Here is a 26,735-nt window from a genome sequence, read left to right on the forward strand (position 1 = left end):
TTACATTATCATGAATCTGGAAGAAATGCAACAAGCGTGGAAAGAACTCAACGAACGGGTCGCACGCAACGAAATCCTGCATCGGGAAGAAGTAAAGAGAATCTTGAACACACGCAAGGAAAACCAATTGGAGAAACTGATGAGACTGGAGAAGACAGGGCTGTTGACCATCGTAGTCTTGTGTCTGTTCTGTATCTATGCCTGGACAACGTTCCCCGGCTACCACCTGGCTACCAATATCACAGCGGCCATTCTGCTCGCCGGCAGCCTCGTCTTACAGGCAGGCCGACTACACCAGCTGACCAGTATGAAGCGGGCAGAGAACCTGGAAGTACAAATCCGATACGCCCTGCGCTACAAAGCCGCCTACAACCGCACCTATCTGATTCTCTACCCGATTATCATCCTTTTTGCCATTATGCTCGTCGTCAACTTCCACACGCTGTTCAACCGCACCCTCATCCTACTGCTACTGGCCGTCTGCCTCATAGCCGACTATTTCATATTCCACTACACGCACGGCCGGGTGAAGCAGATGATTGAAGTCAACCGAGAACTCAAGCAGATAGAAGAAGAATGACTGAAGAAAAGCATAGGCGGAACAGGGTAAGCAATGCCCTGTCCCGCCTTTATTGCAGCTTCAGGAAACGACCTTACAAGCTATACAGTCACCATTTTCAATCATAAAATCAGGATAGGCAAAAACTTCTACCGTTTGATACCCTTGCTGAGACCTACCACCGACAAAAACAGGAAGCCTTAAAGGCTCATTAAAGACTTTTTTACTTAACAACTGCATGTAAGATCTAAAACGTGTTATATAACAGACTTTTCTGACTACATTATTTGCAGATTTCCCCAAAGTCCGTACATTTGCAATGTGTTTTTCATAGTATTAGATTTAAGGTTAACAAAAGGTTGGAGTACAGCGGTACTCCTTTTTTTATGCCCATACGCAAATGGCCTCCACTCCACACAATCTTTCCATTCAATCCTCCCTCAGCTGATCTATCTGGACAGCCGTCTTTGGCCAGCTGGGACGGATAGCCGAGCCGTAGTTCACAATTACTCCCTCCTTATTCACCAGCAGGAAGAAGGGTATGCCGTCCTGCCCCAGATGCTTGGACATTTTCTGCAAGACATCACGCTCAGCAAAGTCTTCCCAATGCAAACACTCCAACACTGTTTCCTTAAGCGAAAAGCGTTGTAATATCCGTTCGTAATCAGTGCGTTTCCCGCTGACGCAGAGGCTGACCATCGCCACATCGTCCGTGCTGTATCGGGCACACAGCTTCTTCAACGGCTCCATCTCCGCCAGGCAGGGAGGGCAGAAAACTCCCCAAAAGTCAATGTAGAGCACCTTGCCCCGATGCTTGTCTATCAGCGAACGCAAGGGCGCCATATACTGTTCCGCCTCGGGAGTATCGGCATCGCCATGCAACAGGTAACGGGAAAAGACTTCGGGATGGCGCAAGTAATCGGTTGTCCGCCGATAAAGCAAGTCCAAAGAGTGGCGGAGTACAGGTATCTGCACCAGCGTATCATATTCCCGACAAACAGAATCCCAAGCTACCGTATCGTTGACTGCCAGTGAAGTACCCAGTAAGTCGGCCAGCAGGAACTGGGCCACCCTGCTTCCTCTCTGTTCATCAACCAAATCCTTGTCGGTAAAATCAAGGTCACCCGTCGCAGCACGTCTATATCTCAAATAAAAAGTCAAATCACGAATCAAGCGGAAATGAGCGGACGTAATAATTTTGTCGGCCAGTAATGCGTCCACCTCGGGCATCAACGCCTCGCAGGCAGCCGTTTCCTTCTGCCAGTCCACTTGCTTTTGGCCATAAAGCCGCCTGATGCGTTGCTGCGTATAACGGAAACGTTCGGCGTAATAGTCGGCCAGCAACAGACGCTCCGTCAGTTCAGCCACGTCACTGGTGGGACGATAACGCTCCAGAAACTCCTCCCGCTTCTGCTTCCGAAGCGCATATTCCTTCTGCACGGCCTTTTCAAACACCTCTACTGATGAGTTTACATCGTCCATATAAACATAATCCGACTGATAGAAACCTCCTTCTGCAAAAGCCAGCATACCCTGATTCAAGGCAGCTGAAGTTCCCTTTACCACCGGATGGAGCAAGTCATTAAAATCAATCTGTAAATAGAGGCTATCGCCTGGTGCCAGATACAGACGGGGTGCATAATTGCGAAGAGAAAACTCGCACACCGCCTCGCAGAGCGGCACGTTAAACGAGAAGGTGTCGTCCTCCCTGATAGAAGCCTTATACACCGTCTCCTGTTTGGCGTTAAAAGAAACCAGTACCAACTCCAATTCCTTCTCATTGGGATAAATTCCCCTATTCAGAATACGGCCCTGCACAACAGCTGTTTTAACGGGTTCAAGACCATCGGCCCAAAGACGGCCAAAGCTGCATAGAAACAGACAGACCACAAAAAATAGATGCTTCATAGACAATTGCATAAATCGTTAGATATAATTATTCTCTGCCATAGCAAGATGCAGCAAATATAAGAAAAACGAATGTTTCGGAGATGCAAACAGATACTTAAAAGAGAAATTCTTATCCAAATAAATCTGTAAGGATTTTAATACATGTTATAAAACAGCCTATTTCACTTCCAAAATTTGCAGATTTCCCCAAAGTCCGTACATTTGCAATGTGTTTTTCATAGTATTAGATTTAAGGTTAACAAAAGGTTGGGCTCAGCGGAGCCCTTTTTTTATATCTTTACCTGTACTCACAAATATCAATCAAAAAACAACAGCCGCCATTTCCTATTTATTGTATAGGAAACGACGGCTGCTCCACCGTTTTTACGCCAGCGATATCAATCCTCACTCATCATCTCTTTCTTGCTTCGGCGTACCCTCCGGTTTATGTTTAGGCATCGGCTTTTGACTCATGCCCAACCATTGGTCATATTGGGTTTCGGTGAGTATCTTCTTCATTTTTTTGTTCTTTTTGGCGATACGCTTTTGCATGTCCTCCGTACTTTCTGGCTTCGGAGCTCCATCCATCATAGGTGGACGGTGCATACCGTCAGGAGCACCTTCTCCCATGCCCATGGGTGGCATTCCTCCCTCATGAGGCGGACGAGGCCCCCGACCATTTGCCCCCATCATAGGCGGACGTTGCATACGGTTTTCAAGCAATTCGCGCTGTTCTTTCAAAATCAGTTTATAGACTTTCTTATACTGCTTGTCCGTCAGATTCAAAGCTTCTTTCAAGCGATCAGTTTCTTTTTGTGCCATCTTTTCAGGATTAGGCACTTCGCGAAACATTTCACCTTTCTTCTCTGGCTCGCCTTCCGAAGCCACCTGTGCCTGTACCTGCAAAGCAGATAGGAAAATTCCAAGACACAATACCGTATATTTCAGGCTCATTTTCATCTCTTATTCCTCCTTTGTTTACTATGAATGACATTGCAAATGTAGCCAGCATTCGAACAAATAGAAAACAGAATAGACCAATAGGAAACTTTTGACGATAAAACCTAAAAAATCTGGCATCTGAATGTAATTTATCCAACCCGACAACGACTAATAAAAGAAACTTAAGATATGATTAAACAAGACTACCTGATACGCATGATACAGCAAATCGTCTCTATGATTGTAGAGGCGCTGCTACACAAGAAAAAAATCCGCCAGAAGGAATGGGAAGACTACGATCACCTGACGAGACAGATATTGGGGACAGACACCCGCGACTTGCTCAACACCAGTGCCGACGAACTAATTGCCCGCCATGCCGACACGCCCGACGGCATGGAGAAGCTGGAGTTGGCCGCCGTCAACATGTTGAAGCTGGCCGAAGAAGTAGATGAGGACAATCCTCTACTGAAATCACGCCTCCGACAGGAAGGCATCCAACTGTTAAAATATATCCAGCAGCATAGCGACAACTATTCGCTCCAACGAGAATTCCTCATTGGCCTGCTGGAAACAAACCATTGATTTACACCTCGCAAAACAGCCTTTTCGAGTATGGATTGCATAGTTTTAGTAAAAGCCTCCTATCCATTCGTTTTATCTAATTCCTTCCGCCGCTTCTCCAAAATCCGCACGAACTCTTTTTCATTGGTAGGCTGGAGGGCATCGTGCTTGCCATCTTTATAGACTACCAGCACATAGTGCACCAACGCACGTCCTCCCACTTGCATGGACGAACGACAGTCCACTGACACAATCTCGGCTAACGAACGCTCACGTCTGCGCGAAAAACGTCCTTCATAAATGATCAGCTGACCATCTGTTGTCAATGTATAAGTAGTATGAATGATTTTTTCGATGAAATGAAGCAACAGGATACCCCATAGCACAGCTATCAAGATGTACTTCACCCACAAGCAATAAACCAGCATGAACGTAAACATAAGCAGCGCCAGATAACGGGCTGCACCCACTCGGGCATGGAATACTCTGTCCATAGTTTCTTCTTTTTTTTGCGGTAAAGGTATGGATTTTCGGTGGCAAAGCGCACAAACAACGCACTTATTTTGTAGATTTGCAACCTGCTAATACACATTGTTATGGTAAGAAAGTTCGATTTCCTCGTCATCGGCTCAGGAATAGCCGGTATGAGCTTCGCCCTGAAAGTGGCGGAAAAGGGGACGGTAGCCCTCATCTGTAAGGCCGGAATGGAAGAGGCCAACACGTATTTTGCACAGGGAGGCATCGCCTCGGTGACCAATCTGGCCGTGGACAACTTCGACAAGCACATCAAAGACACCATGATAGCCGGCGACTGGATCAGCGACCGCGCCGCCGTGGAGAAGGTGGTGCGTAATGCCCCCGAACAGATCAAGGAGCTCATCCACTGGGGCGTGAACTTCGACAAAAAGGAAGACGGGACATTCGACCTGCACAAAGAAGGCGGTCACTCTGAATTCCGCATCCTGCACCACAAGGACAACACGGGAGCCGAGATACAGACTTCGCTCATCGAAGCTGTGAAAAGGCATCCCAACATCAGTATATTCACCGACCACTATGCAGTGGAAATCATCACACAGCACCATCTGGGCATCATCGTGACGCGCTACACGCCGGGCATCAAGTGCTATGGCGCCTATGTACTGAACGAGAATACGGGCGAAGTGGACACCTTCCTCTCCAAGATAACCGTCATGGCTACGGGAGGCTGTGAGGCCGTTTACCGCCACACCACCAACCCGCTGGTGGCTACAGGCGACGGCATTGCCATGGTCTACCGCGCCAAGGGAGCGGTGAAGGACATGGAATTCATCCAGTTCCACCCCACGGCCCTCTACCATCCAGGCGACCGTCCCTCGTTCCTCATCACCGAGGCCATGCGCGGCTACGGCGGCGTACTCCGCACAATGGACGGCAAAGAGTTCATGCAGAAGTATGACCCGCGCTTGTCGCTCGCCCCGCGTGACATCGTAGCTCGTGCCATCGACAACGAAATGAAGCTCCGCGGCGAAGACCATGTCTACCTGGACGTGACCCACAAAGACCCCGAAGAAACGAAGCGCCACTTCCCCAACATCTATCAGAAGTGCCTCAGCATCGGTATCGACATTACAAAGGACTATATCCCTGTAGCACCTGCTGCCCACTACCTCTGCGGAGGCATCAAGGTGGACCTCGACGGGCAGAGCAGCATCCGTCGCCTCTATGCCATCGGAGAATGTTCGTGCACAGGCCTGCACGGCGGTAACCGTCTGGCCTCGAACTCGCTCATCGAAGCCGTGGTCTATGCCGACGCGGCTGCCAAGCATGCCTTGAGCGTGCTGGAGCGTTACGACTTCAACGAAGACATACCTGAATGGAACGACGAGGGCACCATCAGTAACGAAGAGCGTGTACTTATCACACAGAGCATGAAGGAGGTGAACCAGATTATGGAGTCGTATGTGGGCATCGTGCGCAGTAACGTGCGCCTCACCCGCGCTTGGAACCGCCTGGACATCCTCTATGAGGAGACTGAACGCCTCTTCAAGCGTTGCAAGGCCACGCGCGAGCTATGCGAACTGCGCAACATGATCAATGTGGGTTACCTCATCACGAAGCAAGCTATGGAGCGCAAGGAAAGCCGCGGCCTGCACTACACCATCGACTATCCGCACCACGCCGACGAAGCCGACGGAAAGAAAAAATAAAAAGTCTTCTGTAAACATTAAGAGGACTCCCTCATTGGTCCCGGATGGCCATAGAATTGGACGCAAACTTAATTTTGCAACCTATAACAAGCATATAATAAAAACGACCCATTGGCCTGTCTATGCGACTTCTGCCAATGGGTCGTTACTTATAAAATATAGAATGGAGATAATCCAAATCTTACCAGTTTTCCTTCTTCACTTCGAAGTAAGCCTGCGGATGGAGACAAGCAGGACATAACTCAGGAGCTTCCTTACCTACATAAATAAATCCACAGTTACGGCACTGCCATACCACTTCGCCTTCCTTGGCAAAGACAGTAGCATTCTGGATATTGTTTACAAAAGCTTGGTAGCGTTCTTCGTGTCCCTTCTCAGCTACAGCAATGTTGCGGTACATCAAAGCTATTTCGGGGAAACCTTCCTCATCGGCAATGTCAGCAAACTTGGGATAATCGAGCGACCACTCTTCGTGCTCACCTGCAGCAGCTGCCTGAAGGTTTTCGAGCGTCGTGCCGATAACACCTGCGGGATAGCTGGCTGTAATCTCTACCATACCACCCTCGAGCCACTTGAACATGCGTTTAGCATGTTCCTTTTCCTGATCGGCTGTTTCCATGAAGATAGCAGCAATCTGTTCGTAACCTTCTTTCTTAGCTACACTGGCAAAGTAAGTGTAACGCATGCGTGCCTGCGATTCGCCGGCAAACGAAGTCATCAGATTCTTCTCTGTGCGGGTTCCTTTGATACTCTTAGTCATAATCATTCAGTTTTTAAAAGGGTTAATATTTTGTTTTTGTTGATTTCTTACGTTGCAAATGTAGGAAAAAGACTTCAAATGCCTTATCTCCAACCTTATCGGATTTTTCTATCACTTCATAAACAAAATCTATTATACAGTAGAAACCTAGTTGTATTAACAATAATTGTCGTCATCCATACGCTATAAAAAAACAAATGTCACTATCTTTGGGTTCATAGAAACCTCATAAATATTCCATCCTCCATGAAAAAAAATCTCAGAAAAAAAAATCTCAGTTCTCTCCTTTTGCTGGCTTTGGCCTGCATTTGTTTTTCCGCCTGTTTCGTACAACGTTCCGTTTCGGTCGACAAAGCCGCCAATAACCCCGACTATACTGTCAGTTACCTCTTCGAACACGACGGATGCCGTGTATATCGCTTTTATGATACATATTCGTCCAGCTATGTTTATTTCACCACACAAGGCGACGTAACCGCCATCCCCAACGACTCCACACGCCAGCAAACGGTCACTTACCGCCAACGGAATGACAACGTATTCACAAAAAAAGCAGAGCAATAGCAACTATTTGCTTTATTTTACCTAAATTTGCACCCTCGTTTTCGGAATCACAACAAACTCAATAGGTAAAATAAGTTCTATTAAACAGAAAATGAAAGCGTTCGAATTCAAGCCGAAACTCTACACGGCGCTGAAGAATTATTCTAAAGAAATGTTTATGGCCGACCTCATGGCCGGCATCATTGTGGGCATCGTAGCCCTTCCATTGGCTATTGCTTTCGGTATTGCATCAGGTGTATCGCCCGAGAAAGGTATTGTAACCGCCATCATTGCGGGTTTCATCATTTCCCTGCTGGGCGGTAGCAAGGTGCAAATCGGCGGACCTACAGGTGCATTTATCGTTATCATTTATGGCATCATCCAGCAATATGGTGAGGCGGGCCTCATCGTAGCTACGCTGATGGCAGGTGTCATCCTGGTGCTGCTGGGTGTATTCAAGTTGGGAGCAGTCATCAAATTCATCCCCTATCCCATCATTGTGGGTTTTACAAGCGGTATTGCCGTTACCATCTTCACTACACAGGTGGCCGATGTATTCGGCCTTCAGTTTGGCGACGAGAAGGTGCCTGGCGACTTTGTAGGTAAATGGCTGGTCTATTTCAGACACTTTGATACAGTGAATTGGTGGAACACACTGGTGAGCATAGTAAGTATCGCTATCATCGCCCTGACACCCAGGTTCTCTAAAAAAATACCCGGCTCGCTCATCGCCATTGTAGTGATAACGTTGGCTGTCTGGCTGATGAAGACCTACGGCGGCATTACCTGCATCGACACCATCGGCGACCGCTTCAGCATCCGTGCCGAGCTGCCCGATGCCGCTATCCCCGCATTGGATTGGGAAGCTGTAAAGAACCTCTTCCCCGTAGCCGTGACCATCGCTGTGCTAGGTGCCATTGAATCGTTGCTTTCAGCTACCGTTGCCGATGGTATGATTGGCGACAAACATGACTCAAACACGGAGCTTATCGCACAAGGAGCGGCCAACATCATTACACCGCTCTTCGGCGGCATCCCTGCCACAGGAGCTATCGCACGTACCATGGCCAACATAAACAATGGCGGTAAGTCACCTGTGGCTGGCATCGTACATGCCATCGTACTGCTGCTCATCCTACTGTTGCTCATGCCACTGGCCCAATACATCCCCATGGGCTGCCTGGCGGGCGTACTGGTTGTAGTATCCTATAACATGAGCGGCTGGCGTACATTCAAGGCACTGCTCCGCAATCCGAAGTCGGACGTCACGGTGCTGCTCATCACCTTCTTCCTGACCGTCATCTTCGACCTGACCGTAGCCATTGAAATGGGTCTGGTCATTGCTTGCGTGCTCTTCATGCGCCGTGTGATGGAGACAACAGAAATCTCGGTCATCAAAGACGAGATAGACCCCAGCAAGGAATCGGATATCGCCACGAGCGAGGAACACCTTATCATCCCGCAGGGTGTGGAGGTATACGAAATCAACGGTCCTTATTTCTTCGGCATTGCCACTAAGTTTGAAGAAATGATGGCGCAGATGGGCGACCGACCCAAAGTACGTGTCATCCGCATGCGTAAGGTGCCGTTCATCGACTCCACGGGTATTCACAATCTGGAGAACCTCTGCCGCATGTCGCAAAAGGAAAAGATAACTATCGTCCTCTCGGGCGTCAACGAGAAAGTACACAAGGTACTGGAGAAATCGGGCTTCTACGAACTGCTGGGCGAAGAAAACATCTGTCCCAACATCAATGTAGCGCTGGAGCGGGCCAAGAAGCTGTTATAAACAGACAACTTCGCATATAAAGAATGTGCCAAAAACGAGTAATTTCTGTTTTTGGCACATTTTATTTTAAAGATCCACAACGATCTTAAATATATCGACCACTACTCCTCGAACTGATCCAGCAGCTCTTTGCACCTTTCCACATGCTTTTTATATTGAAACAGAGCTATCACAATGGCAACAATGATGGAAACAATGCCCGATACGGTAATAAGCTGTACGGTAGCAGGATCGTCCGTTTGAGCATACAGGCGCATAAAAATGTAGGTGAGCATGGCGGTCAGGGGAATTATGCCGACAAGGAGCGATCCCGTGTAAAATCTGCGATAACCGGTAATCTTTTCTGTAACCGTCCGCACATCGTCGTCCAGCAGATGGTTCATGCCCAATTTGCGGCTGACCCACAAGCTGACACCCAAATCGACCAAAGCCCACAATGACACCAATATGCCAAACAGCAGAGGCCAATCTATGTTGACACAAATCACAATAATCATGGGTACCGTCAGGACATCGCCCAACATTCGGTCTCTGATTTCCTTGCTGATGGCCATCGCAGGCCGTTTCCTGAGGGATTTGAAAAACTTTTCGTTCAGCGTTTCCTGCTTTTCCAACCCTTCCTTAAACACGTTATACTCCGATTTCAGTGTCTGAAGTTCTTTTTCGATATTGATTTCCATACGATTCGTTTTTTAGATGTTAGACATTTTTTTGAGTTGTTCCTTGATGCGAACCAACTTGAACGAGACATTCTTGACAGAAATACCTAGGATAGCGCCAATCTCGTCGTAGCTCAGGCCTTCGAGCCACAACAGAACGACACTTCTATCGACCAGTCCCAATGCATTGATCCGCTTATAAAGCTGCTTTATCTGCAAATTCTTTTCCAGACTTCTCCCTTCCGAAGGAAAACTCGTACCCAAGTCCAGCCGTTCGCGCTGCTTCTTCTGGCGGTTGCTGAAGTTGATACAGTAGTTCAGGCTGACGCGATAAATCCACGTTCGGATATCACTCTTCCCCTCGAAGGCATCGAAGCCCTGCCACAAGCGGACGAGAATGTCCTGATAGAGATCGTTCACCTCGTCCGTATCGTTCGAAAACATGTAGCAGACGGTGTAGATAGTCCGCTCATGCTCTCGGATGATATTTATGAATTGTTGTTCTTTCGCATTCATTTCACATGCCGTTTTTACTTGTTAGACCACAAAGCGACCCGAAAACTATACGTTCACACCCATTATTTTGATTCATTCATCTCCATTCAATGAAGTTTCAAAGTAAGCGTCTCATAACAAACAAGTTATGGTGAACGATTCACATAGAAAAGAACTTTATTCTTTCAAAAAACGGGATCGCGAAACAAAATAAATTGCTTTCACCCGAAAAAGCAATGCTTTACGAAGGATAAAACTATGTTTTACGGAAGATAAAACGATGCTTTACGAAAAGCCATAAATACCCTTCCGCCTCGCAACCATGAACATGGTTCTCGTAAAGTGCCACTTTAGCTTGCTAAAGTCCCTCTTTACGACACTCATGTTGATATTTACTGACGACAAACAGGCATTAACCTAAGCTTAACGTAACCTTAACCTGAAAGCTCCTTGCGTCACCCTACCTTTGCGACATCGAAACAAGAAAAAAGGAATGTCTAACTATAAAAACTGAAACGAATATGATTACCAATCTCATCATGGCCATTTTTATTTCGGCCGCAGGCGTATCTACCAACTTGGTGTATAACGTAAAAATGGAAAACAACCGACTGGCGAACAAGGAAGTGTTCAGCGTGGAAAACGGAAAGTACCTGAAACGCCTCTTCAAGATGGACTTCACCTACAATGCACAAGGACAGGTGACAGACAAGAAGACCTACGTGTGGAGCGACGCCCGCCAAAACTACGTCCTCCAACAGACGGAAACCTTCAATCCGACCGACGACAGACAGGCTGAATAACCCCGCTTGAAGTTTGACTTTACATACACTTATCCCCCGAAACGCATCATTTGTAGACAGCCGTTTCGGGGGACAAGTGTATGTAAACAAAGGACAATTTATCCGACTACGGTCACAATCACCCGACAATAGCGCGTCAATGCAGGTGTACCTGAGTCGCGAACCTCACAAATCAGATGGATAGTATCGCCCACGCGGGCATCTTCGGGCACCCGAAATGAAAACTTGGGTGTGGAAACTCCTTCGACATGACCCGCATAACTTCCAGCTTCGGCATAATGCCACCAGCGGAAAGACAACGTATCGCCATCGGGGTCGGTACTGCCTGAAGCATCCCATTCGATTACTTCACCAACACCTGCAGAGACGTCCAACAAAGCCTGAGCCAAGCTGACGACAGGCGGATGATTGGCCGACTCATACTCTTCTACACACCAATCCGCCCGTGCCGCAAAGTCATTCTGAATGTCGTCCAACCATCGCCAGAGGGGCTTGAAATAGTGGGTACGGACATTGATTTCCGCCGTATCAGTCGCATGCTCCAAACGTTTCGACCAGCTGTTGGCAATCCCCCACTGGCCCGAAGGATGCTCATAATCCGATGAAGGCAGAGGATCCATCCACACATTTCCCCTGACCCTGACATAACGTCCTCCCCAACCTCCATAGGCAGGCGACTCCCCGTTGCGCAAACCTGTAGGAATGGTATGCAGAAAAGCGGGCGTGTCGCCCTCGGCATTGAAGGCTCCCTGCTTGTTGGGATAGGCGTCGCACAGAGGTCCGTGTCCCTCCAGTATCTGAGCCTTCATCCATGCCTTCTCAAAATAAGGTTTAACCTCGCTTGGCAGCACCTTCGGCCATATATATGCCATGCAGTCGAACTGGTCGGAAATAATGGTCGGTATGCCATACGGCTCCCACTGAGGGCGGATATATTGCTGATAAGTCTCGTCCTGCTCCCAGATGAGATACAGGCGAAGGCGTGAAGCTACTTCAGCCATACGCTCAGGATGGTCTTCCTGAATAATTTTCAAGGCTGCCGCTATCGTATTGCATCCCCCCCAGGCCTGCAACCAGATGGGACGGCTGTCTGAGTTGTCCAAGAGGATATCTGCAATAAAGCGAGCTCCTTCCGTGCGGGTGGCATACTCGCCTACCGCACTGATGTTACCCACTTTCCAACGTGCCAGCAGCTCGTCGGGCGAAGGATAATCCTTACTGTGCTTCAACAGATTGGGATAAACCTGTGCATAATATCCGATGTACTCTGCTATCCACTCGACGGGATGAAAAGTATTCCATCCTTTACCACCCACCCAATGGAACTCCGAACTGCTGTTCACTATAGCTTCGACATCAAACTCATTGGACGTCAGCAGAAAGCGTACAAACGAAGCACGATCGTCCGCCTCACCATCGGTTGTGACAATGATGCGAGGCCTGTCTTCCATTCCCTTGACAGATGTATAATAACAGATGACCAGCAAGCAAACAATTCTAATAAATCTCAATCCAATCATACTATTCCAATAATAACGCCAACAAAGATACAGAATGTTTTCCTATTCTTACAGACAGAGTCAGTGTTTATGACCGTCGCCTGTTAACCTAACATTAACGTAACGTTAACCTAAATCCCCACTATCCTTCCCTATCTTTGCATCAACAAAAAACAAAAAGACAAATGACAACAATGAAAAAGACACTCGCACTCGTGATGCTCCTTTGCATCACTCTCGGAGCTCAAGCACAACTGTTATGGAAAGTATCGGGCAACGGACTCGACCACCCCTCGTACGTCATGGGTACCCACCATCTGGCTCCCCTCAGCATCAAGGACAGCATTGCAGGCATGAAGCAGGCGATGGACGAAACGCAACAGGTCTATGGCGAGCTCGTCATGGAAAATGCCATGAAGCCCGACATGCTGATGAAGATGCAACAGGCCATGATGCTGCCAGCCGACACTACGCTGAAGAGCCTCTTCACGCCTGCCGAATACGACAGCATCGCTTCGGTCGTAAAGACATATATCGGCATGGACCTTGCCCTGTTCGACAAACTGAAGCCAGCCGCCCTTACCACCCAGCTGTCCGTAGCACTGGCTGCCAAGTCGGTAAAGGGTTTCAATCCGCAAGAACAACTCGATACTTGGTTTCAGGCACAGGCCAAACAGGCTGGAAAGAAAGTGGGAGGGCTGGAAAGCATGGAACAGCAAATCGACGTACTCTACCGCTCGCAAAGCCTGCAACGCCAGGCTCACCTGCTCTATTGTGCGGCTACCACCATCGACTACGCTACCTTACAGGCCCAACGCATGACAGAAGCATACATGAACCAGGACCTCAATACCCTACTTGAAATCATGGAAGAGAAACAAAACGACTCTTGCGACAGTACACCTCAGGAAGAAGACACCCTGATATTCGGCCGCAATGCCAACTGGGCCCGCCAAATGCCCGACATCATGAAGCAAGCCCCCACCCTGTTTGTAGTAGGTGCTGGCCATTTGCCCAGCCAGCGAGGTCTTCTGAAGCTACTCGAAGACCAAGGATACACGATAGAGCCAATGAAGTGACGCTAATTTTCCTTCCTTTCGATAAGGCAGAATACACCTCAGCAAAAAAAATCAAGCAAGCTTTGTTTTTTCTGCTTTCGACTTTCACTACCTTTGGAGTCTGAACAAACGAATTCTTATGGCAAGAAGAAAAGCTAAAAAGAAAGACTCCAAAGGTCTTCTGTATTTTATTCTACTGGTTTGTGCCGCCTTCATCGGCTATGGCCCGCTAAGCAATGCCTGGAAATCAGGACTTATTCATCTCGACCGCCTGCCACAAAGCATAAAGTCCGCTGTACAGACAAGTGAACCTGAAACACAAACAAACCTCTCCACTACCCAAGGCCTCGAAATACCTGTCCCATTAAAAGGCATAAACGAAACCATTCTGAAACGGAAAGGGTATACAGTATCTTATAATCGTACATTAAACCTACCCAACTGGGTAGCGTGGGAGCTAAATCGCGACAAACTGATAGAACGCGAAAGCCGCACGGATAAATTTCTACCTGACCCCGACCTGCCTGAAAGCGAAGCCGTCACTACCGACGACTACAAAGGTTCGGGCTGGGATCGCGGCCACATGTGTCCCGCTGCCGACAACCGCTGGCACTGGCGCGCCATGCAAGAAAGCTTCTACATGACCAATATCTGTCCTCAGCACCACAACCTGAATCGCGGCGACTGGAAGGAACTGGAAGACCGCTGTCGCGTATGGGCTGAACAGGAAGGTCGTATCTACATCGTCTGCGGTCCCATCCTTTACAATCAAAAACATTGCACCATCGGAAAAGAGCACAAAGTGACCGTTCCCGAAGCCTTCTTCAAAGTCATCCTATGTGCCGACAGCCGCCCTCCGCGTGCCATCGGCTTCATCTACAAAAATACTTCAGGCAACCATCCGCTGGACAGCTATATCAATTCCGTTGACCAAGTGGAGCGCATTACAGGCATCGACTTCTTCCCTGCCCTACCTGATGATGTGGAGAAACAAGTAGAAGCGAAATGTGATTGGAAACAATGGAACTAATCAATACGATACACTTACTTCAATTCCTGCTTCCTTCACCAGTGCGGCAATACGGTCAAGCTCTTCGTGCGTAGCCTTCAGCAGATCGTGATCGGGTGTCTCGCGGTCGATGGTATAGATCATCACCTGGCGAGGAGCTATTTCCTTTACTTTCTCCAGCCAAGGAAGGACATATTTGTCTGACGTGTTGTCCATATCCTTGTCCTTATATCCACCCTTAAGGAACATTGTCTGAATGATACAACGGCCTTTGAACGCCTTCATACCTTCAATGATATCAGCCACAGCATATTTGCCTGTCGGACGGTCAAGGTCGCGAATATAGTCCTCGTCTACTGTATCGAGTTTCAAGATATTGTTGTCTATCTTGTTCAATGCATCAAAGACGGCAGGTTTGTGGATAAAGGTGGAATTGCTGAGCACACTGACTTTGGCATTTGGGAAATAACGGTCGCGCAAAGCCAACGTATCATCAATGATTTCAGCAAAATGTGGATGAGCCGTCGGCTCTCCATTACCTGCAAAGGTCAGGACATCGGGAGCAGGACCGTTGGCCTTCATATCCTGTAGGCGGGCTTCGAGTGCCTGGCGCACTTCTTCACGCGTCGGACGAGGAAGTTTCGGACGAAAATCTTCATTGAAGCCACATTCGCAATAAATGCAATTGAATGTACATAGTTTACCATCGGCAGGCATCAGATTGATGCCCAGCGAAACTCCCAAACGACGGGAATGAACAGGCCCAAAAATGGGCGAAGGATAGATGACAGTCATACCAATCTTCTATTTTAACCAATCACGAATAACAAAAACAAAGGTAAGCAAAATGAATGAATTCTTTGTTTTTCCTTCAAAAATAAACAATCTTGCTCCACTTTTCAACAAAATCGTCTTTACAATCCATAGAAGTTACCTACATTTGCAAACAACAATTAGCATAAACTACTGCATATGAAAACTTTTAAAACTCTTGTATCCGTATTCGCCTTGTCGGCTCTGTTTGCCACAAGCAGCTGTACGCAACAACAAAATCAAAAGGAAATGGATAATCACAGCAACGTATTCATGTATGAAAATGACATGGAATGGGAACCTGCAGGCGAAGGTGTGACCCGCCAGATTGTAGGTTACAACGAGGACATCATGATGGTCAAGGTAAAATTCGAAAAAGGAGGTGTCGGTACAGCCCATACCCATAAGCACACACAAGTGACTTATGTCGTAAGCGGCGCATTCGAATTTACCATCGGCAACGAAAAGAAAGTGGTAAAGGCAGGCGACGCGCTCTACATGGAGCCCAACGTAGAGCATGGTTGTGTATGCCTTGAAGCAGGTCTTCTCATCGACTGCTTCAACCCATATAGAGATGATTTCTTGAAGAAATAAACACACTCTTCATACGCTAAAATTTCAGTCGGACTTGTATTTGCAGGTCCGACTTTTTGTTTCCTCGTATCAGGTCATTGCCCGAACCTATCTCATCCCTGTCCTGATAGATGGTTTGTCCGAATTTGGCTATCAACATCAGCCAGTTGCGAAAATCATAACGCAAATGAGCGGAAAAACGAAAGCCGCGACCATAGAACGAAGGCGTATAGAAAGTATAAAGCAACCCTTTCTCGTAAGCATAGACGCGCGAGTCATAATCGTCGGTATGGAAATAGGTGCCTTGCAACGAAACGGCCAAAGGAAAGAAAGGCAATCGTACACTACACGATTGCGTCGCCTGCCATCCCTGACTATATTGCAAAGGAGGCTGGCTGAAATGATTGTAATCAAACGTAGTACGCAGGCTCCAAATGTCTTGCACGAAATTGAGTCGATAGCGCACTTTGTGATGGTAAGTGGGCAATATAGTTTCTCCTCCGCTACCTGTCACATCCCTTTCCTTCCGCTTGAAGCGATAGTTGGCATACATCGACCATCGCTTGTTGGGCGTGAACGTAGCTTGAAACAAGCCGTCCACTCCTTGCGAAGGCTTACTGATGCGATACTTCCACCAGGGAAACGAAAAAAGATCGATCGCACCAAAGAAACGCCATCGGGCGAAAAGCGATGCTTCGCCGCCCAGAAACCAGCCGTTTTCGTTCTGCAAAGCACTGCTTTCTCCAAACGAATGGGCAAACATCCCCCAATAGTCGTAGGAATAAAAGCGATGGATGAGCATAACCTTGTAATTGTTCGCCACCTGATAGCGCAACTGATTGAGAAAAGCATAACCTTGTTTTCCTTTGGCCGCCTCCCCCACCCAAGCAAACCTGCCCAAGCGAAGTTTATAATCCACACCCGCGTTATAGAAATGATTGCCCCGCAGATTGTGGCGGGCATACTTCCTCAAATTAGGTTCATAAGGACGGTCGAAGAAATAATATACACCCGTCATGCCCACTTTCAGATGAGCGTTTTCGTAAGAAACGTTTCCTCCTGCCACCTGCATCACAAAGGCATGCTTCTTGGCCGCTTCACTTTCCGAGCGATGCAAGCCTGTCTTATAGATGGAAGTGATCGATCCATCTTCTACCACGCCATCCATCCGCCGATGCGAATAAAAAGCCGAGGTCTGCCAACGAGATGCCAAACGGACGGTAGCCCCCACCCCTCTGAAGTAATTGTATTCGTCCGATGAGCTGTGCTTGCGAAAACCTTCTGTGCGGTTTTCAGTAGTTGCCAACGAGAAAGTCTTGCCAAATCCGAAACTATTGCCCAACACCAATCCTTGTCCGAAACTGGCTTTATAGTTACCTATAGCCAAGGTTTGCAAGCGTCCGCAATCTTTCATCAACAGATAGAAGGAATAATAGTCGTATCCCTGACGGTCGTGCAAGGCAAAAAAAGGTTCGCCTGCATCTTTCTCGCCTGTCACGCCCACTTGCAGACGGTCGCTATAACGGAAATTGTAACGTAACGAATGGTAGAGCGAAGGTCCCAGATAGCTTGTCTCATATCCTTTGCGCGTATAGAAAGGCACATCGAAACGAGTCGTCGCCTCGTGCTTTCCATACTTCAAAATACTCCTTAACGAAGGAAACCTCTCTTCCTCACGCGAAGGGACCACACAGACGAAAGGAAGCAACCGTTCAATAGTCGCCTTGTCCATCTCCTCCACCAACTGGAGTTCGTACAATGTCTGCATATCGCCATGCACATACACGTATACCAACAGGTTTTCCACCTGAATGTCCGACAAGAAAGGAAAAATCTCCAGCTGTTGTCGTGTAGCCGTATTCAAGTTCAGTTTCTGAGTCAGTCGATGAGAAAGTTCCTCCAGTTCGTCTTCCCAATCCGTGCTTTCAGCTTCGGTAGCCAGCTGCTCCAAGTTTTCTTCCCAAAGCATCAGATTGGTATTCTGAGCCTGCACGACAGAAGAAATCAATCCTATCAGCAACCACACCCCTATCTTTATGTTTTTCATAGGATCGATGTAATTTTTTGTTTATGTGCCAACGAAGTTACCTTAAATAAGTTAACAATGCAAGGAAAAAGAAAGGTATTCAAAAAAAATATCAAAGAATGCTGTACTTTTGCAACGTGAACGGAAAGCTTTTCATATTAACCATTATCCTGTTAATAACCGCTACTTTCAACGGTTACGCCCAACAGAAGAAACAACAATCTGGTAAGGTGTATCTCACCCCCATGACCGTTTACGAAGGTGACACCATCCCTTACGTAAAGTTACCAACCGTCTATATATTCAAACCACTAAAGTTCAAAAACAAAAGAGCCCGTACACAATACTACAAACTGATACGCGATGTCAAGAAGGTCCTGCCCATTGCCAAAGAAGTCAATCAGATTGTCATCGAAACCTATGAATACTTGCAGACGCTTCCTCCCAAAGAAAGGTCCAAACACCTGAAGAGAGTCGAGAAAAGCTTGAAAGAACAATATATGCCTCGCATGAAGAAACTCACTTTCTCTCAAGGCAAGCTGTTAATAAAGTTGGTGGACAGACAAACACATTCTACAGGTTATGAACTGGTGAAAGCTTTCCTTGGTACTTTTCGTGCAGGCTTCTATCAGACGTTTGCCGCCCTCTTCGGTGCCAGTCTGAAGAAGGAATACGATGCTACAGGCGATGATGCTCTGACCGAACGTGTCATTCTGCTGGTAGAGAGCGGACAACTCTGATTCATGTTTATATCTTGTTGAAACAGCGGTTAACTATTCAAATAAGAAGAAAACAGTTCGCTATAAATCAAATAATTAGTTCTGTTCATAAGTTATGAACCATACTGTCCCCTACAAGCGGCTTCTTTTCTCCGTTCCCTATACATAGAAACAATCGTTTCCAGCATTTGGAAACGACCGTTACCTTATAAAGGTAACAACTGTTTCCTCTATTGGGAACAAGCTTCACTTAGTAAGATATCTCAGATGATCTTCCTATAAAGAGACAGAAAATTACAATGTTTTAAGTTGTTTGAACAAGTCCCAAATAACGATACCTGCCGTTACTGACACGTTCAGCGAGTGCTTGGTGCCATATTGGGGGATTTCAATACAACCATCACTATGGTCGATCACTTCTTGTTGAACACCTTTCACCTCGTTTCCCAACACCACGGCATAACGTTTCCCTTGCTCTAACTGTATGTTTTCCAGCATGATACTGTTTTCAACTTGTTCTATAGAAAACACAATATACCCCTCCTGACGCAAGTTATCAACAGCTTCAACCGCGTTATTAACATACTTCCAATCTACTGTGAATTCAGCCCCCAATGCCGTCTTGTGCATTTCAGGATGAGGAGGAGTAGCCGTAATACCACACAAGTAGATACACTCCACACGAAAAGCATCGGACGTACGAAAGACTGAGCCAATATTGTGCAAGCTACGCACATTGTCAAGTATCACAACCAGAGGCAGTTTGTCTGCCTTCTTAAACTCTTCAGCACTGATTCGGTTCAGTTCGGTAATCTTCAATTTACGATGCTCCATACGATTCTGTTTTTATATCCTTGGCAAAGATACTCCTTTCCGTTCATATAGCGGTTAACAACCGTTGAAAACATGTGGAAACTCAATGAAAAGAAAATGAAAACTTTTTCTTGCACGATTCAAAAGAAACTATATGCTCCATGAGTTATGAATATCCCAAAAAAGTTAGCATTTAGTTTCCAAGCAATCTTAAACAGATTTTTCAGCATCATTCAGACAGATAATCCCCCGAAAGTTATTAACTTTGCAATATATGAACAAGAAGTTAATACAGAACAAAAGTATGCTTGTTTTCAAGGATTAACCTCTTTCCTGCCCGTTGATAAGCATGGGATAAACAGAAAGAAGAGACTAATAACTTCACAGGCAAGAAAAATCGTATTTATTTGTCCACCGTATTAACAGCCTATTATCACTACCATAGGGATTTAAAAAGAAAAAAGAGAAATAAAATTTTTATTATGGATAATCTTGTAGAAGCTATCAACCGATTAAAAAAAGAGAAAAATGCCCTGATCATGGGTCACTATTATCAGCGCAGTGAAATACAGGAAATCGCCGACTATATCGGCGACAGCTTGGCGTTGGCACAACAGGCTGCCAAGACAACGGCAGACATCATTGTGATGTGTGGCGTTCACTTCATGGGCGAAACAGCCAAGGTTCTCTGCCCTGAAAAGAAGGTACTGGTGCCCGATATGGCCGCCGGCTGTTCGCTGGCTGATAGCTGTCCGGCCGATAAGTTCGAACAATTTGTCAAGGAACATCCGGGCTATACTGTTATTTCGTATGTCAATACCACGGCGGCCGTCAAGGCATTGACTGATGTAGTGGTCACTTCTACTAATGCTCGTCAGATTGTAGAAAGCTTTCCAAAAGATGAGAAAATAATCTTTGGACCTGATAGAAACTTGGGTAGTTATATCAACTCCGTTACAGGTCGTAATATGCTGGTATGGGATGGAGCCTGCCATGTACACGAACAGTTCTCAGTTGAAAAGATAGTTGAAATCAAGAAGCAGCATCCCCAGGCAGTCATCCTGGCCCATCCTGAATGTAAGGGGGCTGTGTTGAAACTGGCCGATGTCGTAGGTTCGACCGCCGCCCTGCTGAAGTATTCCGTAGCTCATCCTGAAAAAGAATATATTGTAGCTACTGAAGCAGGTATCCTGCACGAGATGCGCAAAAAATGTCCGCAAACCACCTTTATCCCTGCTCCTCCGATGGACAGCACCTGCGGATGTAACGAATGCAACTTCATGCGTCTGAATACGCTGGAGAAGCTTTACAACTGCCTGAAAGACGAGAGTCCCGAGATAACCGTCGATCCTGCCATTGCCGAAAAGGCTGTCCGTCCCATCAAGCGCATGCTCGAGATATCGGCACAGCTGGGATTATAATTTTCTGAATAATAGGTTGTAATGTATAAAAAAAGAGTGCTGACATTCGGTTATGTCGGCACTCTTTTTTTATATAGTCTGTGTAGTAACTTGCATCAAATGGACTTCAGGAATTTGCAGAGTTTCTGCGTAGCCTTGGCCCGATGGCTGATCTTGTTCTTTTCGGCATTGCCCATTTCTGCAAAGGTCTGGGTATAGCCTTCGGGTACAAAGATTGGATCATAGCCGAAGCCAGAAGTCCCTTTCCGTGCCTTGACAATCTCTCCCTTGACGATGCCTTCGAACAGATGTTCCTTTCCGTCGATGATCAGGGCAAAGACGGTGCGGAACTGAGCCTTGCGGTTCTCCACGCCTTCCAATTCCTGAAGTAGCTTCTTCATGTTGGCTTCGGAGTTGTGGGCGTCGCCTGCATAGCGGGCCGAATAGACGCCCGGAGCGCCGTTCAGTGCCTCCACCTCGAGACCAGTATCGTCGGCAAAGCAGTCCATGTGATAGTTTTCGTAAATGTATCTTGCCTTTATCAAGGCGTTTCCTGCCAGGGTATCAGCCGTTTCGGGAATGTCTGTCTGGCAGTTGATGTCCTTCATGCTGAGAAGTTCTATCTTGTCACCTAAGATGTCTTTCACTTCTTCCAGCTTGTGGGCATTGTTGGTTGCAAAGACATATTTCTTCATATCTTGATAGAATTTATTTTCCTTTCAGTTTGTCGAAACCTTCACCATATACACCGATGACCGAGCTTTGCGAGATGAAAGCATTGGGGTCGATGTCCTTGACCAGGCGGAAGATTTCGACCGACTGGCGCTTGTAAGCTAGGACTACCAGTACCTTGACGTGACCTTTGCTGTACCAGCCTGTACCGTCGAGCACCGTTACGCCACGATGGGTTTCCTTGGTAATGCGGTCGGCTATCTTCTCGTATTCTTTGGAGAAGATGAGGAACTGGACCGACTGGCGGGCACTGTTCACAATGTAGTCGAGTACAAAGCCGATGATGAACAATGTCACAAAACCGAATATCACGCGACGCCAGTCGTGGAAGATGAAGTAGCACGAACTGATGATAACCACATCGCAGGCCATGATCATACGTCCCAGCGTCACGTCGCGATACTTGTTGATGATGGCGGCGATGATATCCGTTCCGCCCGTACTTCCGTTGCAATTGAACACCACACCCAGGCCCAACCCGCACATCGATGCGCCGATCAGGCAGGCCATGAAGTCCTGTCCAGGTCCTAGAATCTGTGGCGGTATGCCGTCAGGACCGTTCACAATCTTCTGGAACAACCACAGAAAGAATGTCAGCATAAAGATGGCATAAGTCGTCTTGATGCTGAATTTGGGACCCAGTATCTTGATGGCAAAAGTCATCAGTACAGCATTGATGAGGAAGTAGGACCATTGGATGGGGAAGCCGGTGGCATAATAAATGATGGCTCCGATACCTGTGGTTCCACCTGTCGTTATCTGGTAGGGGATCAGAAAAGCTGCCCATGCCAGCGAATAGCTGATGAGTCCGAGGGTAATCATGACATAGTCTTTCAACTCCCTCATCAATGCTGCTTTACTTGGTTTACTGATATGCATAGTTTACTGATTTATTTCACTACCACGTTCACAATCTTCTTCGGCACGACGATGACTTTCACTACCGACTTGCCTTCCATCCACTTGGCCGAGCGTTCGTCGGCCAGCACTTCTGCCTGGATGGCATCCGAAGCGGCATCGGCGGGGAATTCCATGTTGAAGCGTGCCTTTCCGTTGAAGGAGATGGTGTAGTTTACGGTGTTTTCCACCAGATATTCCTCGTTGTAGGCCGGCCAGTGGGCGTCGCATACGGAACCTGCATTGCCCAGTGTTTCCCACAATTCCTCGCAGACGTGGGGAGCGAAAGGAGCCAATACTACAATCAGTTGGTTCAGCACTTCCTTCTTGTTGCACTTCAGGGCAGAAAGCTCGTTGACACAAATCATGAAGGCACTGATGCTGGTGTTGTACGAGAAGGTCTCTATGTCGCTCGTCACTTTCTTGATGAGCTTGTGGAGCGACTTCAGTTCGTCCTTCGTGGCAGCTTCGTCGGTCACGAGATACTGGCCTGAGCGGTCGTAGAAGAGCGACCAGAATTTCTTGAGGAAACGGTGTACACCGTCGATACCGTTCGTATCCCAGGGCTTGGACTGTTCTACAGGGCCGAGGAACATCTCGTACATACGCAGCGTATCGGCACCGTATTTCTCGACAATCATGTCGGGATTTACGACGTTGAACATCGATTTCGACATCTTTTCAACCGCCCAACCGCAGATGTACTTACCGTCTTCGAGGATAAACTCGGCGGTATTGTATTCAGGACGCCAGTTCTTGAAGGCTTCCACGTCGAGCACGTCGTTCGACACGATGTTCACATCCACGTGGAGTGGGGTAGTGTCGTACTGGTCTTTCAGGCCCAGTGACACGAAAGTATTGGTATCCTTGATGCGATATACAAAGTTGCTTCGTCCCTGAATCATACCCTGGTTCACCAGCTTTTGGAAAGGTTCTTCCACAACGGAGATACCCAGGTCGTGCAGGAACTTGTTCCAGAAGCGGGAGTAGATCAAGTGGCCGGTAGCATGTTCTGTACCGCCTACATAGAGATCCACGTTCTTCCAGTAGGCATCTACGTTCGGGGCTACCAGTGCTGTGTGGTTACGCGGATCCATGTAGCGCAGGTAGTAGGCGCTGGAGCCTGCGAAGCCCGGCATGGTGTTCAGTTCGAGCGGGAAGACGGTCTGGTTATCAATCTTGCTGTTCTCAACGACACAGTTGTTTACCGTGTCCCAAGCCCACTTCGTGGCATGTCCCAATGGCGGTTCGCCTGTTTCGGTAGGCAGGAACTTGGCCACTTCGGGCAGCTCCAGCGGCAGGCAGCTTTCAGGAATCATGTAGGGCATGTTGTCCTTATAGTAGACGGGGAACGGTTCGCCCCAGTAGCGCTGGCGGCTGAAGATGGCGTCGCGCAGGCGGTAGTTCACCTTGACGCGGCCCAGGTGGTGTTCCTTGACGTATTTCTTGGTAGCAGCAATGGCTTCCTTGATGGTAAGTCCGTTCAGCGACAGGTCGCAATAGGGAGTGGCACCGGCCTTCGGCGAGTTGCAGACAATACCTTCTTTGGCGTCGAAACTTTCCTCGGAAACGTCACAACCTTCGACCAGCGGACGGATTTCCAGGCCGAAGTGCTTGGCAAAGGCGTAGTCGCGCGAGTCGTGAGCAGGTACGGCCATGATGGCACCTGTACCATATCCGGCCAACACGTAGTCGCTGATCCAGATGGGCACTGCTTCGCCCGTGAAAGGATTGATGGCATACGAGCCCGAGAAGACACCCGTCACGCTGCGGTCGCTGATACGTTCGCGTTCGGTACGCTTCTTGGTACGGTCTAAGTAGGCTTCCACTTCAGCCTTCTGGGCTTCGGTTGTCACCTGTGGAACCAGTTCGCTTTCAGGCGCCAGTACCATGAACGTTACGCCGAACATCGTATCGGCACGGGTGGTAAAGATGGTGAATTCGAGGTCGCTGTCCTTTACCTTGAACTGAACTTCGGTACCTTCCGAGCGGCCTATCCAGTTGCGTTGTGTTTCTTTCAGCGAGTCGGTCCAGTCGATGGTTTCCAGTTTGTCGAGCAGACGCTGGGCGTAGGCCGACACACGCAGACACCATTGGCGCATCTTCTTCTGTACGACAGGATAACCGCCGCGTTCCGATACGCCGTCCACCACTTCGTCGTTGGCAAGTACTGTGCCCAACTGAGGACACCAGTTTACCATCGTTTCGCCCAGGTAGGCGATGCGATAGTTCATCAGCGTCTCCTGCTGCTGCTTTTCGTTCATAGCCTTCCACTCGTCGGCCGTGAAGCTCAGTTCCTCGCTACAAGCCACGTCCAGTCCTTCGGTGCCGTTGGCTTCGAAAGCCTTCACCAGTTGGGCGATGGGCTGTGCTTTCTGCAACTTGTTGTCGTAGTAGCTCTGGAACATCTGCTGGAAAGCCCATTGTGTCCAGTGGTAGTATTCGGGGTCGCAGGTGCGTATCTCGCGGTTCCAGTCGAACGAGAAGCCTATCTTGTCGAGCTGTTCGCGATAGCGGTTGATATTGTTGACGGTAGTAATTGCAGGGTGTTGGCCAGTTTGAATGGCATACTGCTCGGCGGGCAAGCCGTAGGCGTCGTAACCCATAGGGTTCAGTACGTTGAAGCCTTGCAGTCGTTTGTAGCGGGCGTAGATGTCCGAAGCGATGTATCCCAGCGGATGTCCCACGTGCAGACCTGCACCCGAGGGGTAGGGGAACATGTTCAGTACATAGAATTTCTGTTTCGTATCGTCTTCCGTTACCTGATAGGTTTTGTTGTCCACCCATCGTTTCTGCCATTTCTTTTCAATCTCCCTGAAATTGTATTCCATACTGATGTCTGTTAATAATTTATTGAAAACGTGTTTATATCTTCTTTTTTCGGTTTATAATGCGGTTAATAAACCGTTGCAAATTTACAGGTTTATTTTCAGATTTGCTCATCAAGCCGATAAAAAACATTGGGTTGCGGGCGTACGTTGCTTACTTTTCTCGTAATTTTGCGCTCGAAACAGAAATATTCACTTATGGATAGAGCAAAAATGAAAGGCCATGCCGCGATGTTGGCGGCTAACAGCATGTGGGGATTGATGGCTCCGCTGGCCAAATTCGTCATGATAGGAGGGGCGGTCAGTTCGCTGGTGATGACCGACTTGCGCGTCTTTGGCGCGATGGTTCTCTTTTGGATTTTTTCTTTTTTCCAAAAGCCTGAACATGTGGGTCACAAGGATCTGATGAAGCTTTTCGTAGCTTCGCTTCTAGCCATCGTCTTCAATCAGGGCAGCTATATCTTCGGCGTAGGGCTGACTTCGCCTGTCGATGCTTCCATCATCACGACCAGCATGCCGCTCATCGCCATGATATTGGCGGCCATCTTCTTGAAAGAACCCATCACGGGTCGGAAGATATTGGGTATCGCCGTGGGCGCATCGGGGGCGTTGCTGCTTATCTTGGGAAGTTCGCAAGCGACGGCCAGTTCGGCATCGAAGGGTGATAATCCTCTGCTGGGCGATGTGTTTGTGCTCTTGGCGCAGTGCAGTTATGCTTTTTATTTTGTGTTGTTTAAAAATTTCGTAGCCAAGTATTCGGCCGTGACGGTGATGAAATGGATGTTTACCTATGCCTTCATTTGTCTGCTTCCTTTCTCATACAATAGTCTTTTGAGTACCGACTGGTTGGCGCTCGATGGAGCGCGCATTGCTTCCATCCTTTTCGTAGTAGTGGGTGCTACGTTTCTTAGCTATATTTTGATCATTGTAGGGCAGAAGAACCTGCGTCCGACGGTGGCAGGCATGTATAACTATATCCAGCCGCTGGTCGCTACGATTGTGGCCATCTGCTGGGGCATGGACAGCTTCAACTTGACAAAGATGCTTTCCGTCGTGATGATTTTCGGCGGTGTATGGCTGGTGACTTCCAGCAAAAGCCGTGCCGAAATGGAAGCCTATAAGGCGGAGAAGCAGGCGAAAAACTTGGACAAAGAAGCAGAGTAGGAGAGAGGGCG

General features: G+C 47.9%; 25 protein-coding genes. 12 read left to right on the forward strand and 13 right to left on the reverse strand.

The annotated features are described in order from the left end of the window. The first annotated feature begins 10 nt into the window (after positions 1-10). Positions 11-580: a hypothetical protein gene (locus BQ8005_RS12110; RefSeq protein ID WP_075318227.1), complete on the forward strand. Its 570-nt coding sequence runs from the start codon at positions 11-13 to the stop codon at positions 578-580. 408 nt (positions 581-988) lie between these two features. Here BQ8005_RS12110 and BQ8005_RS12120 read toward each other — a convergent pair whose 3' ends face one another. Both BQ8005_RS12120 and BQ8005_RS12130 read right to left on the reverse strand, forming a co-directional pair. Then, a complete protein-coding gene (locus tag BQ8005_RS12120; protein WP_075318228.1) occupies positions 989-2,467 on the reverse strand; it encodes a TlpA family protein disulfide reductase in 1,479 nt (492 codons plus the stop codon). Between the two features lie 387 nt (positions 2,468-2,854). Beyond that, positions 2,855-3,403, reverse strand: a complete 549-nt coding sequence (locus BQ8005_RS12130; RefSeq protein WP_021847198.1) for a hypothetical protein — start codon at positions 3,401-3,403, stop codon at positions 2,855-2,857. Between the two features lie 177 nt (positions 3,404-3,580). On the opposite strand from BQ8005_RS12130, the gene BQ8005_RS12135 reads away from it, so the two are divergent. Then, positions 3,581-3,976, forward strand: a complete 396-nt coding sequence (locus BQ8005_RS12135; protein ID WP_021847197.1) for a hypothetical protein — start codon at positions 3,581-3,583, stop codon at positions 3,974-3,976. A gap of 59 nt (positions 3,977-4,035) precedes the next feature. Here the strand turns inward: BQ8005_RS12135 and BQ8005_RS12140 are convergent, their stop codons facing one another. Beyond that, entirely contained in the window at positions 4,036-4,449 is a 414-nt protein-coding gene (locus BQ8005_RS12140) for a PH domain-containing protein (protein ID WP_075318231.1), read from the reverse strand. 102 nt (positions 4,450-4,551) lie between these two features. Between BQ8005_RS12140 and nadB the strand changes: the two genes are divergently transcribed. Beyond that, positions 4,552-6,144 (forward strand): L-aspartate oxidase, encoded by a 1,593-nt coding sequence (nadB, locus tag BQ8005_RS12145; RefSeq protein ID WP_075318232.1) that lies wholly within the window; start codon positions 4,552-4,554, stop codon positions 6,142-6,144. Between the two features lie 181 nt (positions 6,145-6,325). Here nadB and rbr read toward each other — a convergent pair whose 3' ends face one another. Continuing rightward, the gene (gene rbr / locus BQ8005_RS12150; protein WP_021847194.1) at positions 6,326-6,904 is read right to left on the reverse strand and encodes a rubrerythrin; all 579 of its coding nucleotides are present in this window, start codon (positions 6,902-6,904) and stop codon (positions 6,326-6,328) included. A 246-nt stretch (positions 6,905-7,150) separates the two neighbouring features. Here rbr and BQ8005_RS12155 point away from each other — a divergent pair, with 246 nt between their 5' ends. Continuing rightward, a complete protein-coding gene (locus tag BQ8005_RS12155) occupies positions 7,151-7,468 on the forward strand; it encodes a DUF4884 domain-containing protein (protein ID WP_083610562.1) in 318 nt (105 codons plus the stop codon). Between the two features lie 91 nt (positions 7,469-7,559). Then, entirely contained in the window at positions 7,560-9,236 is a 1,677-nt protein-coding gene (locus BQ8005_RS12160; protein WP_075318233.1) for a SulP family inorganic anion transporter, read from the forward strand. 101 nt (positions 9,237-9,337) lie between these two features. Here the strand turns inward: BQ8005_RS12160 and BQ8005_RS12165 are convergent, their stop codons facing one another. Further along, positions 9,338-9,916, reverse strand: coding sequence for a hypothetical protein (locus tag BQ8005_RS12165; protein ID WP_075318234.1), 579 nt, complete (start codon positions 9,914-9,916; stop codon positions 9,338-9,340). 12 nt (positions 9,917-9,928) lie between these two features. After that, positions 9,929-10,411 (reverse strand): RNA polymerase sigma factor, encoded by a 483-nt coding sequence (locus BQ8005_RS12170; RefSeq protein WP_075318235.1) that lies wholly within the window; start codon positions 10,409-10,411, stop codon positions 9,929-9,931. A gap of 482 nt (positions 10,412-10,893) precedes the next feature. Between BQ8005_RS12170 and BQ8005_RS12175 the strand changes: the two genes are divergently transcribed. Then, on the forward strand, positions 10,894-11,193 hold the full coding sequence (locus tag BQ8005_RS12175; protein ID WP_262484407.1) for a DUF3836 domain-containing protein: 300 nt from the start codon (positions 10,894-10,896) through the stop codon (positions 11,191-11,193). A gap of 98 nt (positions 11,194-11,291) precedes the next feature. Here BQ8005_RS12175 and BQ8005_RS12180 read toward each other — a convergent pair whose 3' ends face one another. Then, the gene (locus tag BQ8005_RS12180; RefSeq protein WP_234984043.1) at positions 11,292-12,644 is read right to left on the reverse strand and encodes a nucleoside hydrolase-like domain-containing protein; all 1,353 of its coding nucleotides are present in this window, start codon (positions 12,642-12,644) and stop codon (positions 11,292-11,294) included. A 242-nt stretch (positions 12,645-12,886) separates the two neighbouring features. Between BQ8005_RS12180 and BQ8005_RS12185 the strand changes: the two genes are divergently transcribed. Together BQ8005_RS12185 and BQ8005_RS12190 are read left to right on the forward strand one after the other, a co-directional pair. After that, positions 12,887-13,771, forward strand: coding sequence for a TraB/GumN family protein (locus tag BQ8005_RS12185; protein ID WP_075318238.1), 885 nt, complete (start codon positions 12,887-12,889; stop codon positions 13,769-13,771). Positions 13,772-13,889: 118 nt separating this feature from the next. Next, positions 13,890-14,780 (forward strand): DNA/RNA non-specific endonuclease, encoded by an 891-nt coding sequence (locus BQ8005_RS12190; protein ID WP_075318239.1) that lies wholly within the window; start codon positions 13,890-13,892, stop codon positions 14,778-14,780. On the opposite strand, the gene BQ8005_RS12195 is transcribed toward BQ8005_RS12190, so the two are convergent. After that, entirely contained in the window at positions 14,781-15,554 is a 774-nt protein-coding gene (locus BQ8005_RS12195; protein WP_075318240.1) for a radical SAM protein, read from the reverse strand. A 267-nt stretch (positions 15,555-15,821) separates the two neighbouring features. Here BQ8005_RS12195 and BQ8005_RS12200 point away from each other — a divergent pair, with 267 nt between their 5' ends. Next, on the forward strand, positions 15,822-16,166 hold the full coding sequence (locus BQ8005_RS12200) for a cupin domain-containing protein (protein ID WP_075319183.1): 345 nt from the start codon (positions 15,822-15,824) through the stop codon (positions 16,164-16,166). 16 nt (positions 16,167-16,182) lie between these two features. On the opposite strand, the gene BQ8005_RS12205 is transcribed toward BQ8005_RS12200, so the two are convergent. Then, positions 16,183-18,192: a helix-hairpin-helix domain-containing protein gene (locus BQ8005_RS12205; protein WP_075318241.1), complete on the reverse strand. Its 2,010-nt coding sequence runs from the start codon at positions 18,190-18,192 to the stop codon at positions 16,183-16,185. A gap of 98 nt (positions 18,193-18,290) precedes the next feature. Here BQ8005_RS12205 and BQ8005_RS12210 point away from each other — a divergent pair, with 98 nt between their 5' ends. Then, positions 18,291-18,911 carry a DUF4294 domain-containing protein gene (locus BQ8005_RS12210; protein WP_075318242.1) on the forward strand — a complete coding sequence of 207 codons (621 nt, stop codon included), beginning with the start codon at positions 18,291-18,293 and terminating at the stop codon, positions 18,909-18,911. Positions 18,912-19,184: 273 nt separating this feature from the next. Here the strand turns inward: BQ8005_RS12210 and BQ8005_RS12215 are convergent, their stop codons facing one another. Next, a complete protein-coding gene (locus BQ8005_RS12215) occupies positions 19,185-19,724 on the reverse strand; it encodes an RNA methyltransferase (RefSeq protein WP_075318243.1) in 540 nt (179 codons plus the stop codon). A gap of 380 nt (positions 19,725-20,104) precedes the next feature. On the opposite strand from BQ8005_RS12215, the gene nadA reads away from it, so the two are divergent. After that, the gene (nadA, locus tag BQ8005_RS12225; protein ID WP_075318245.1) at positions 20,105-21,124 is read left to right on the forward strand and encodes a quinolinate synthase NadA; all 1,020 of its coding nucleotides are present in this window, start codon (positions 20,105-20,107) and stop codon (positions 21,122-21,124) included. A 95-nt stretch (positions 21,125-21,219) separates the two neighbouring features. Here nadA and BQ8005_RS12230 read toward each other — a convergent pair whose 3' ends face one another. Genes BQ8005_RS12230 through leuS form a run of 3 tightly spaced genes read right to left on the reverse strand, consistent with a single transcriptional unit; the run spans position 21,220 to position 25,563 of the window. Continuing rightward, on the reverse strand, positions 21,220-21,798 hold the full coding sequence (locus BQ8005_RS12230; protein ID WP_075318246.1) for a non-canonical purine NTP diphosphatase: 579 nt from the start codon (positions 21,796-21,798) through the stop codon (positions 21,220-21,222). A 13-nt stretch (positions 21,799-21,811) separates the two neighbouring features. After that, positions 21,812-22,714 (reverse strand): YitT family protein, encoded by a 903-nt coding sequence (locus tag BQ8005_RS12235; protein ID WP_075318247.1) that lies wholly within the window; start codon positions 22,712-22,714, stop codon positions 21,812-21,814. An 11-nt stretch (positions 22,715-22,725) separates the two neighbouring features. Then, complete coding sequence (gene leuS, locus BQ8005_RS12240; RefSeq protein WP_075318248.1) at positions 22,726-25,563, reverse strand: leucine--tRNA ligase; 2,838 nt, start codon at positions 25,561-25,563, stop codon at positions 22,726-22,728. 195 nt (positions 25,564-25,758) lie between these two features. On the opposite strand from leuS, the gene BQ8005_RS12245 reads away from it, so the two are divergent. Next, positions 25,759-26,724, forward strand: coding sequence for a DMT family transporter (locus tag BQ8005_RS12245; protein ID WP_075318249.1), 966 nt, complete (start codon positions 25,759-25,761; stop codon positions 26,722-26,724). Positions 26,725-26,735 lie beyond the last annotated feature (11 nt).

The sequence above is a fragment of the Bacteroides togonis genome (assembly GCF_900130135.1).
In the GTDB taxonomy this organism is placed as follows: domain Bacteria; phylum Bacteroidota; class Bacteroidia; order Bacteroidales; family Bacteroidaceae; genus Bacteroides; species Bacteroides pullorum.

What these genes read in the sequence shown, in the direction of transcription:
- BQ8005_RS12110 (WP_075318227.1), top strand. Translation starts at nt 11, where the DNA reads ATGAATCTGGAAGAAATGCAACAAGCGTGGAAAGAACTCAACGAACGG.
- BQ8005_RS12120 (WP_075318228.1), bottom strand. Translation starts at nt 2,467, where the DNA reads ATGAAGCATCTATTTTTTGTGGTCTGTCTGTTTCTATGCAGCTTTGGC.
- BQ8005_RS12130 (WP_021847198.1), bottom strand. Translation starts at nt 3,403, where the DNA reads ATGAGCCTGAAATATACGGTATTGTGTCTTGGAATTTTCCTATCTGCT.
- BQ8005_RS12135 (WP_021847197.1), top strand. Translation starts at nt 3,581, where the DNA reads ATGATTAAACAAGACTACCTGATACGCATGATACAGCAAATCGTCTCT.
- BQ8005_RS12140 (WP_075318231.1), bottom strand. Translation starts at nt 4,449, where the DNA reads ATGGACAGAGTATTCCATGCCCGAGTGGGTGCAGCCCGTTATCTGGCG.
- nadB (WP_075318232.1), top strand. Translation starts at nt 4,552, where the DNA reads ATGGTAAGAAAGTTCGATTTCCTCGTCATCGGCTCAGGAATAGCCGGT.
- rbr (WP_021847194.1), bottom strand. Translation starts at nt 6,904, where the DNA reads ATGACTAAGAGTATCAAAGGAACCCGCACAGAGAAGAATCTGATGACT.
- BQ8005_RS12155 (WP_083610562.1), top strand. Translation starts at nt 7,151, where the DNA reads ATGAAAAAAAATCTCAGAAAAAAAAATCTCAGTTCTCTCCTTTTGCTG.
- BQ8005_RS12160 (WP_075318233.1), top strand. Translation starts at nt 7,560, where the DNA reads ATGAAAGCGTTCGAATTCAAGCCGAAACTCTACACGGCGCTGAAGAAT.
- BQ8005_RS12165 (WP_075318234.1), bottom strand. Translation starts at nt 9,916, where the DNA reads ATGGAAATCAATATCGAAAAAGAACTTCAGACACTGAAATCGGAGTAT.
- BQ8005_RS12170 (WP_075318235.1), bottom strand. Translation starts at nt 10,411, where the DNA reads ATGAATGCGAAAGAACAACAATTCATAAATATCATCCGAGAGCATGAG.
- BQ8005_RS12180 (WP_234984043.1), bottom strand. Translation starts at nt 12,644, where the DNA reads ATGGAAGACAGGCCTCGCATCATTGTCACAACCGATGGTGAGGCGGAC.
- BQ8005_RS12185 (WP_075318238.1), top strand. Translation starts at nt 12,887, where the DNA reads ATGAAAAAGACACTCGCACTCGTGATGCTCCTTTGCATCACTCTCGGA.
- BQ8005_RS12190 (WP_075318239.1), top strand. Translation starts at nt 13,890, where the DNA reads ATGGCAAGAAGAAAAGCTAAAAAGAAAGACTCCAAAGGTCTTCTGTAT.
- BQ8005_RS12195 (WP_075318240.1), bottom strand. Translation starts at nt 15,554, where the DNA reads ATGACTGTCATCTATCCTTCGCCCATTTTTGGGCCTGTTCATTCCCGT.
- BQ8005_RS12200 (WP_075319183.1), top strand. Translation starts at nt 15,822, where the DNA reads ATGGATAATCACAGCAACGTATTCATGTATGAAAATGACATGGAATGG.
- BQ8005_RS12205 (WP_075318241.1), bottom strand. Translation starts at nt 18,192, where the DNA reads ATGAAAAACATAAAGATAGGGGTGTGGTTGCTGATAGGATTGATTTCT.
- BQ8005_RS12210 (WP_075318242.1), top strand. Translation starts at nt 18,291, where the DNA reads ATGCTGTACTTTTGCAACGTGAACGGAAAGCTTTTCATATTAACCATT.
- BQ8005_RS12215 (WP_075318243.1), bottom strand. Translation starts at nt 19,724, where the DNA reads ATGGAGCATCGTAAATTGAAGATTACCGAACTGAACCGAATCAGTGCT.
- BQ8005_RS12230 (WP_075318246.1), bottom strand. Translation starts at nt 21,798, where the DNA reads ATGAAGAAATATGTCTTTGCAACCAACAATGCCCACAAGCTGGAAGAA.
- BQ8005_RS12235 (WP_075318247.1), bottom strand. Translation starts at nt 22,714, where the DNA reads ATGCATATCAGTAAACCAAGTAAAGCAGCATTGATGAGGGAGTTGAAA.
- leuS (WP_075318248.1), bottom strand. Translation starts at nt 25,563, where the DNA reads ATGGAATACAATTTCAGGGAGATTGAAAAGAAATGGCAGAAACGATGG.
- BQ8005_RS12245 (WP_075318249.1), top strand. Translation starts at nt 25,759, where the DNA reads ATGGATAGAGCAAAAATGAAAGGCCATGCCGCGATGTTGGCGGCTAAC.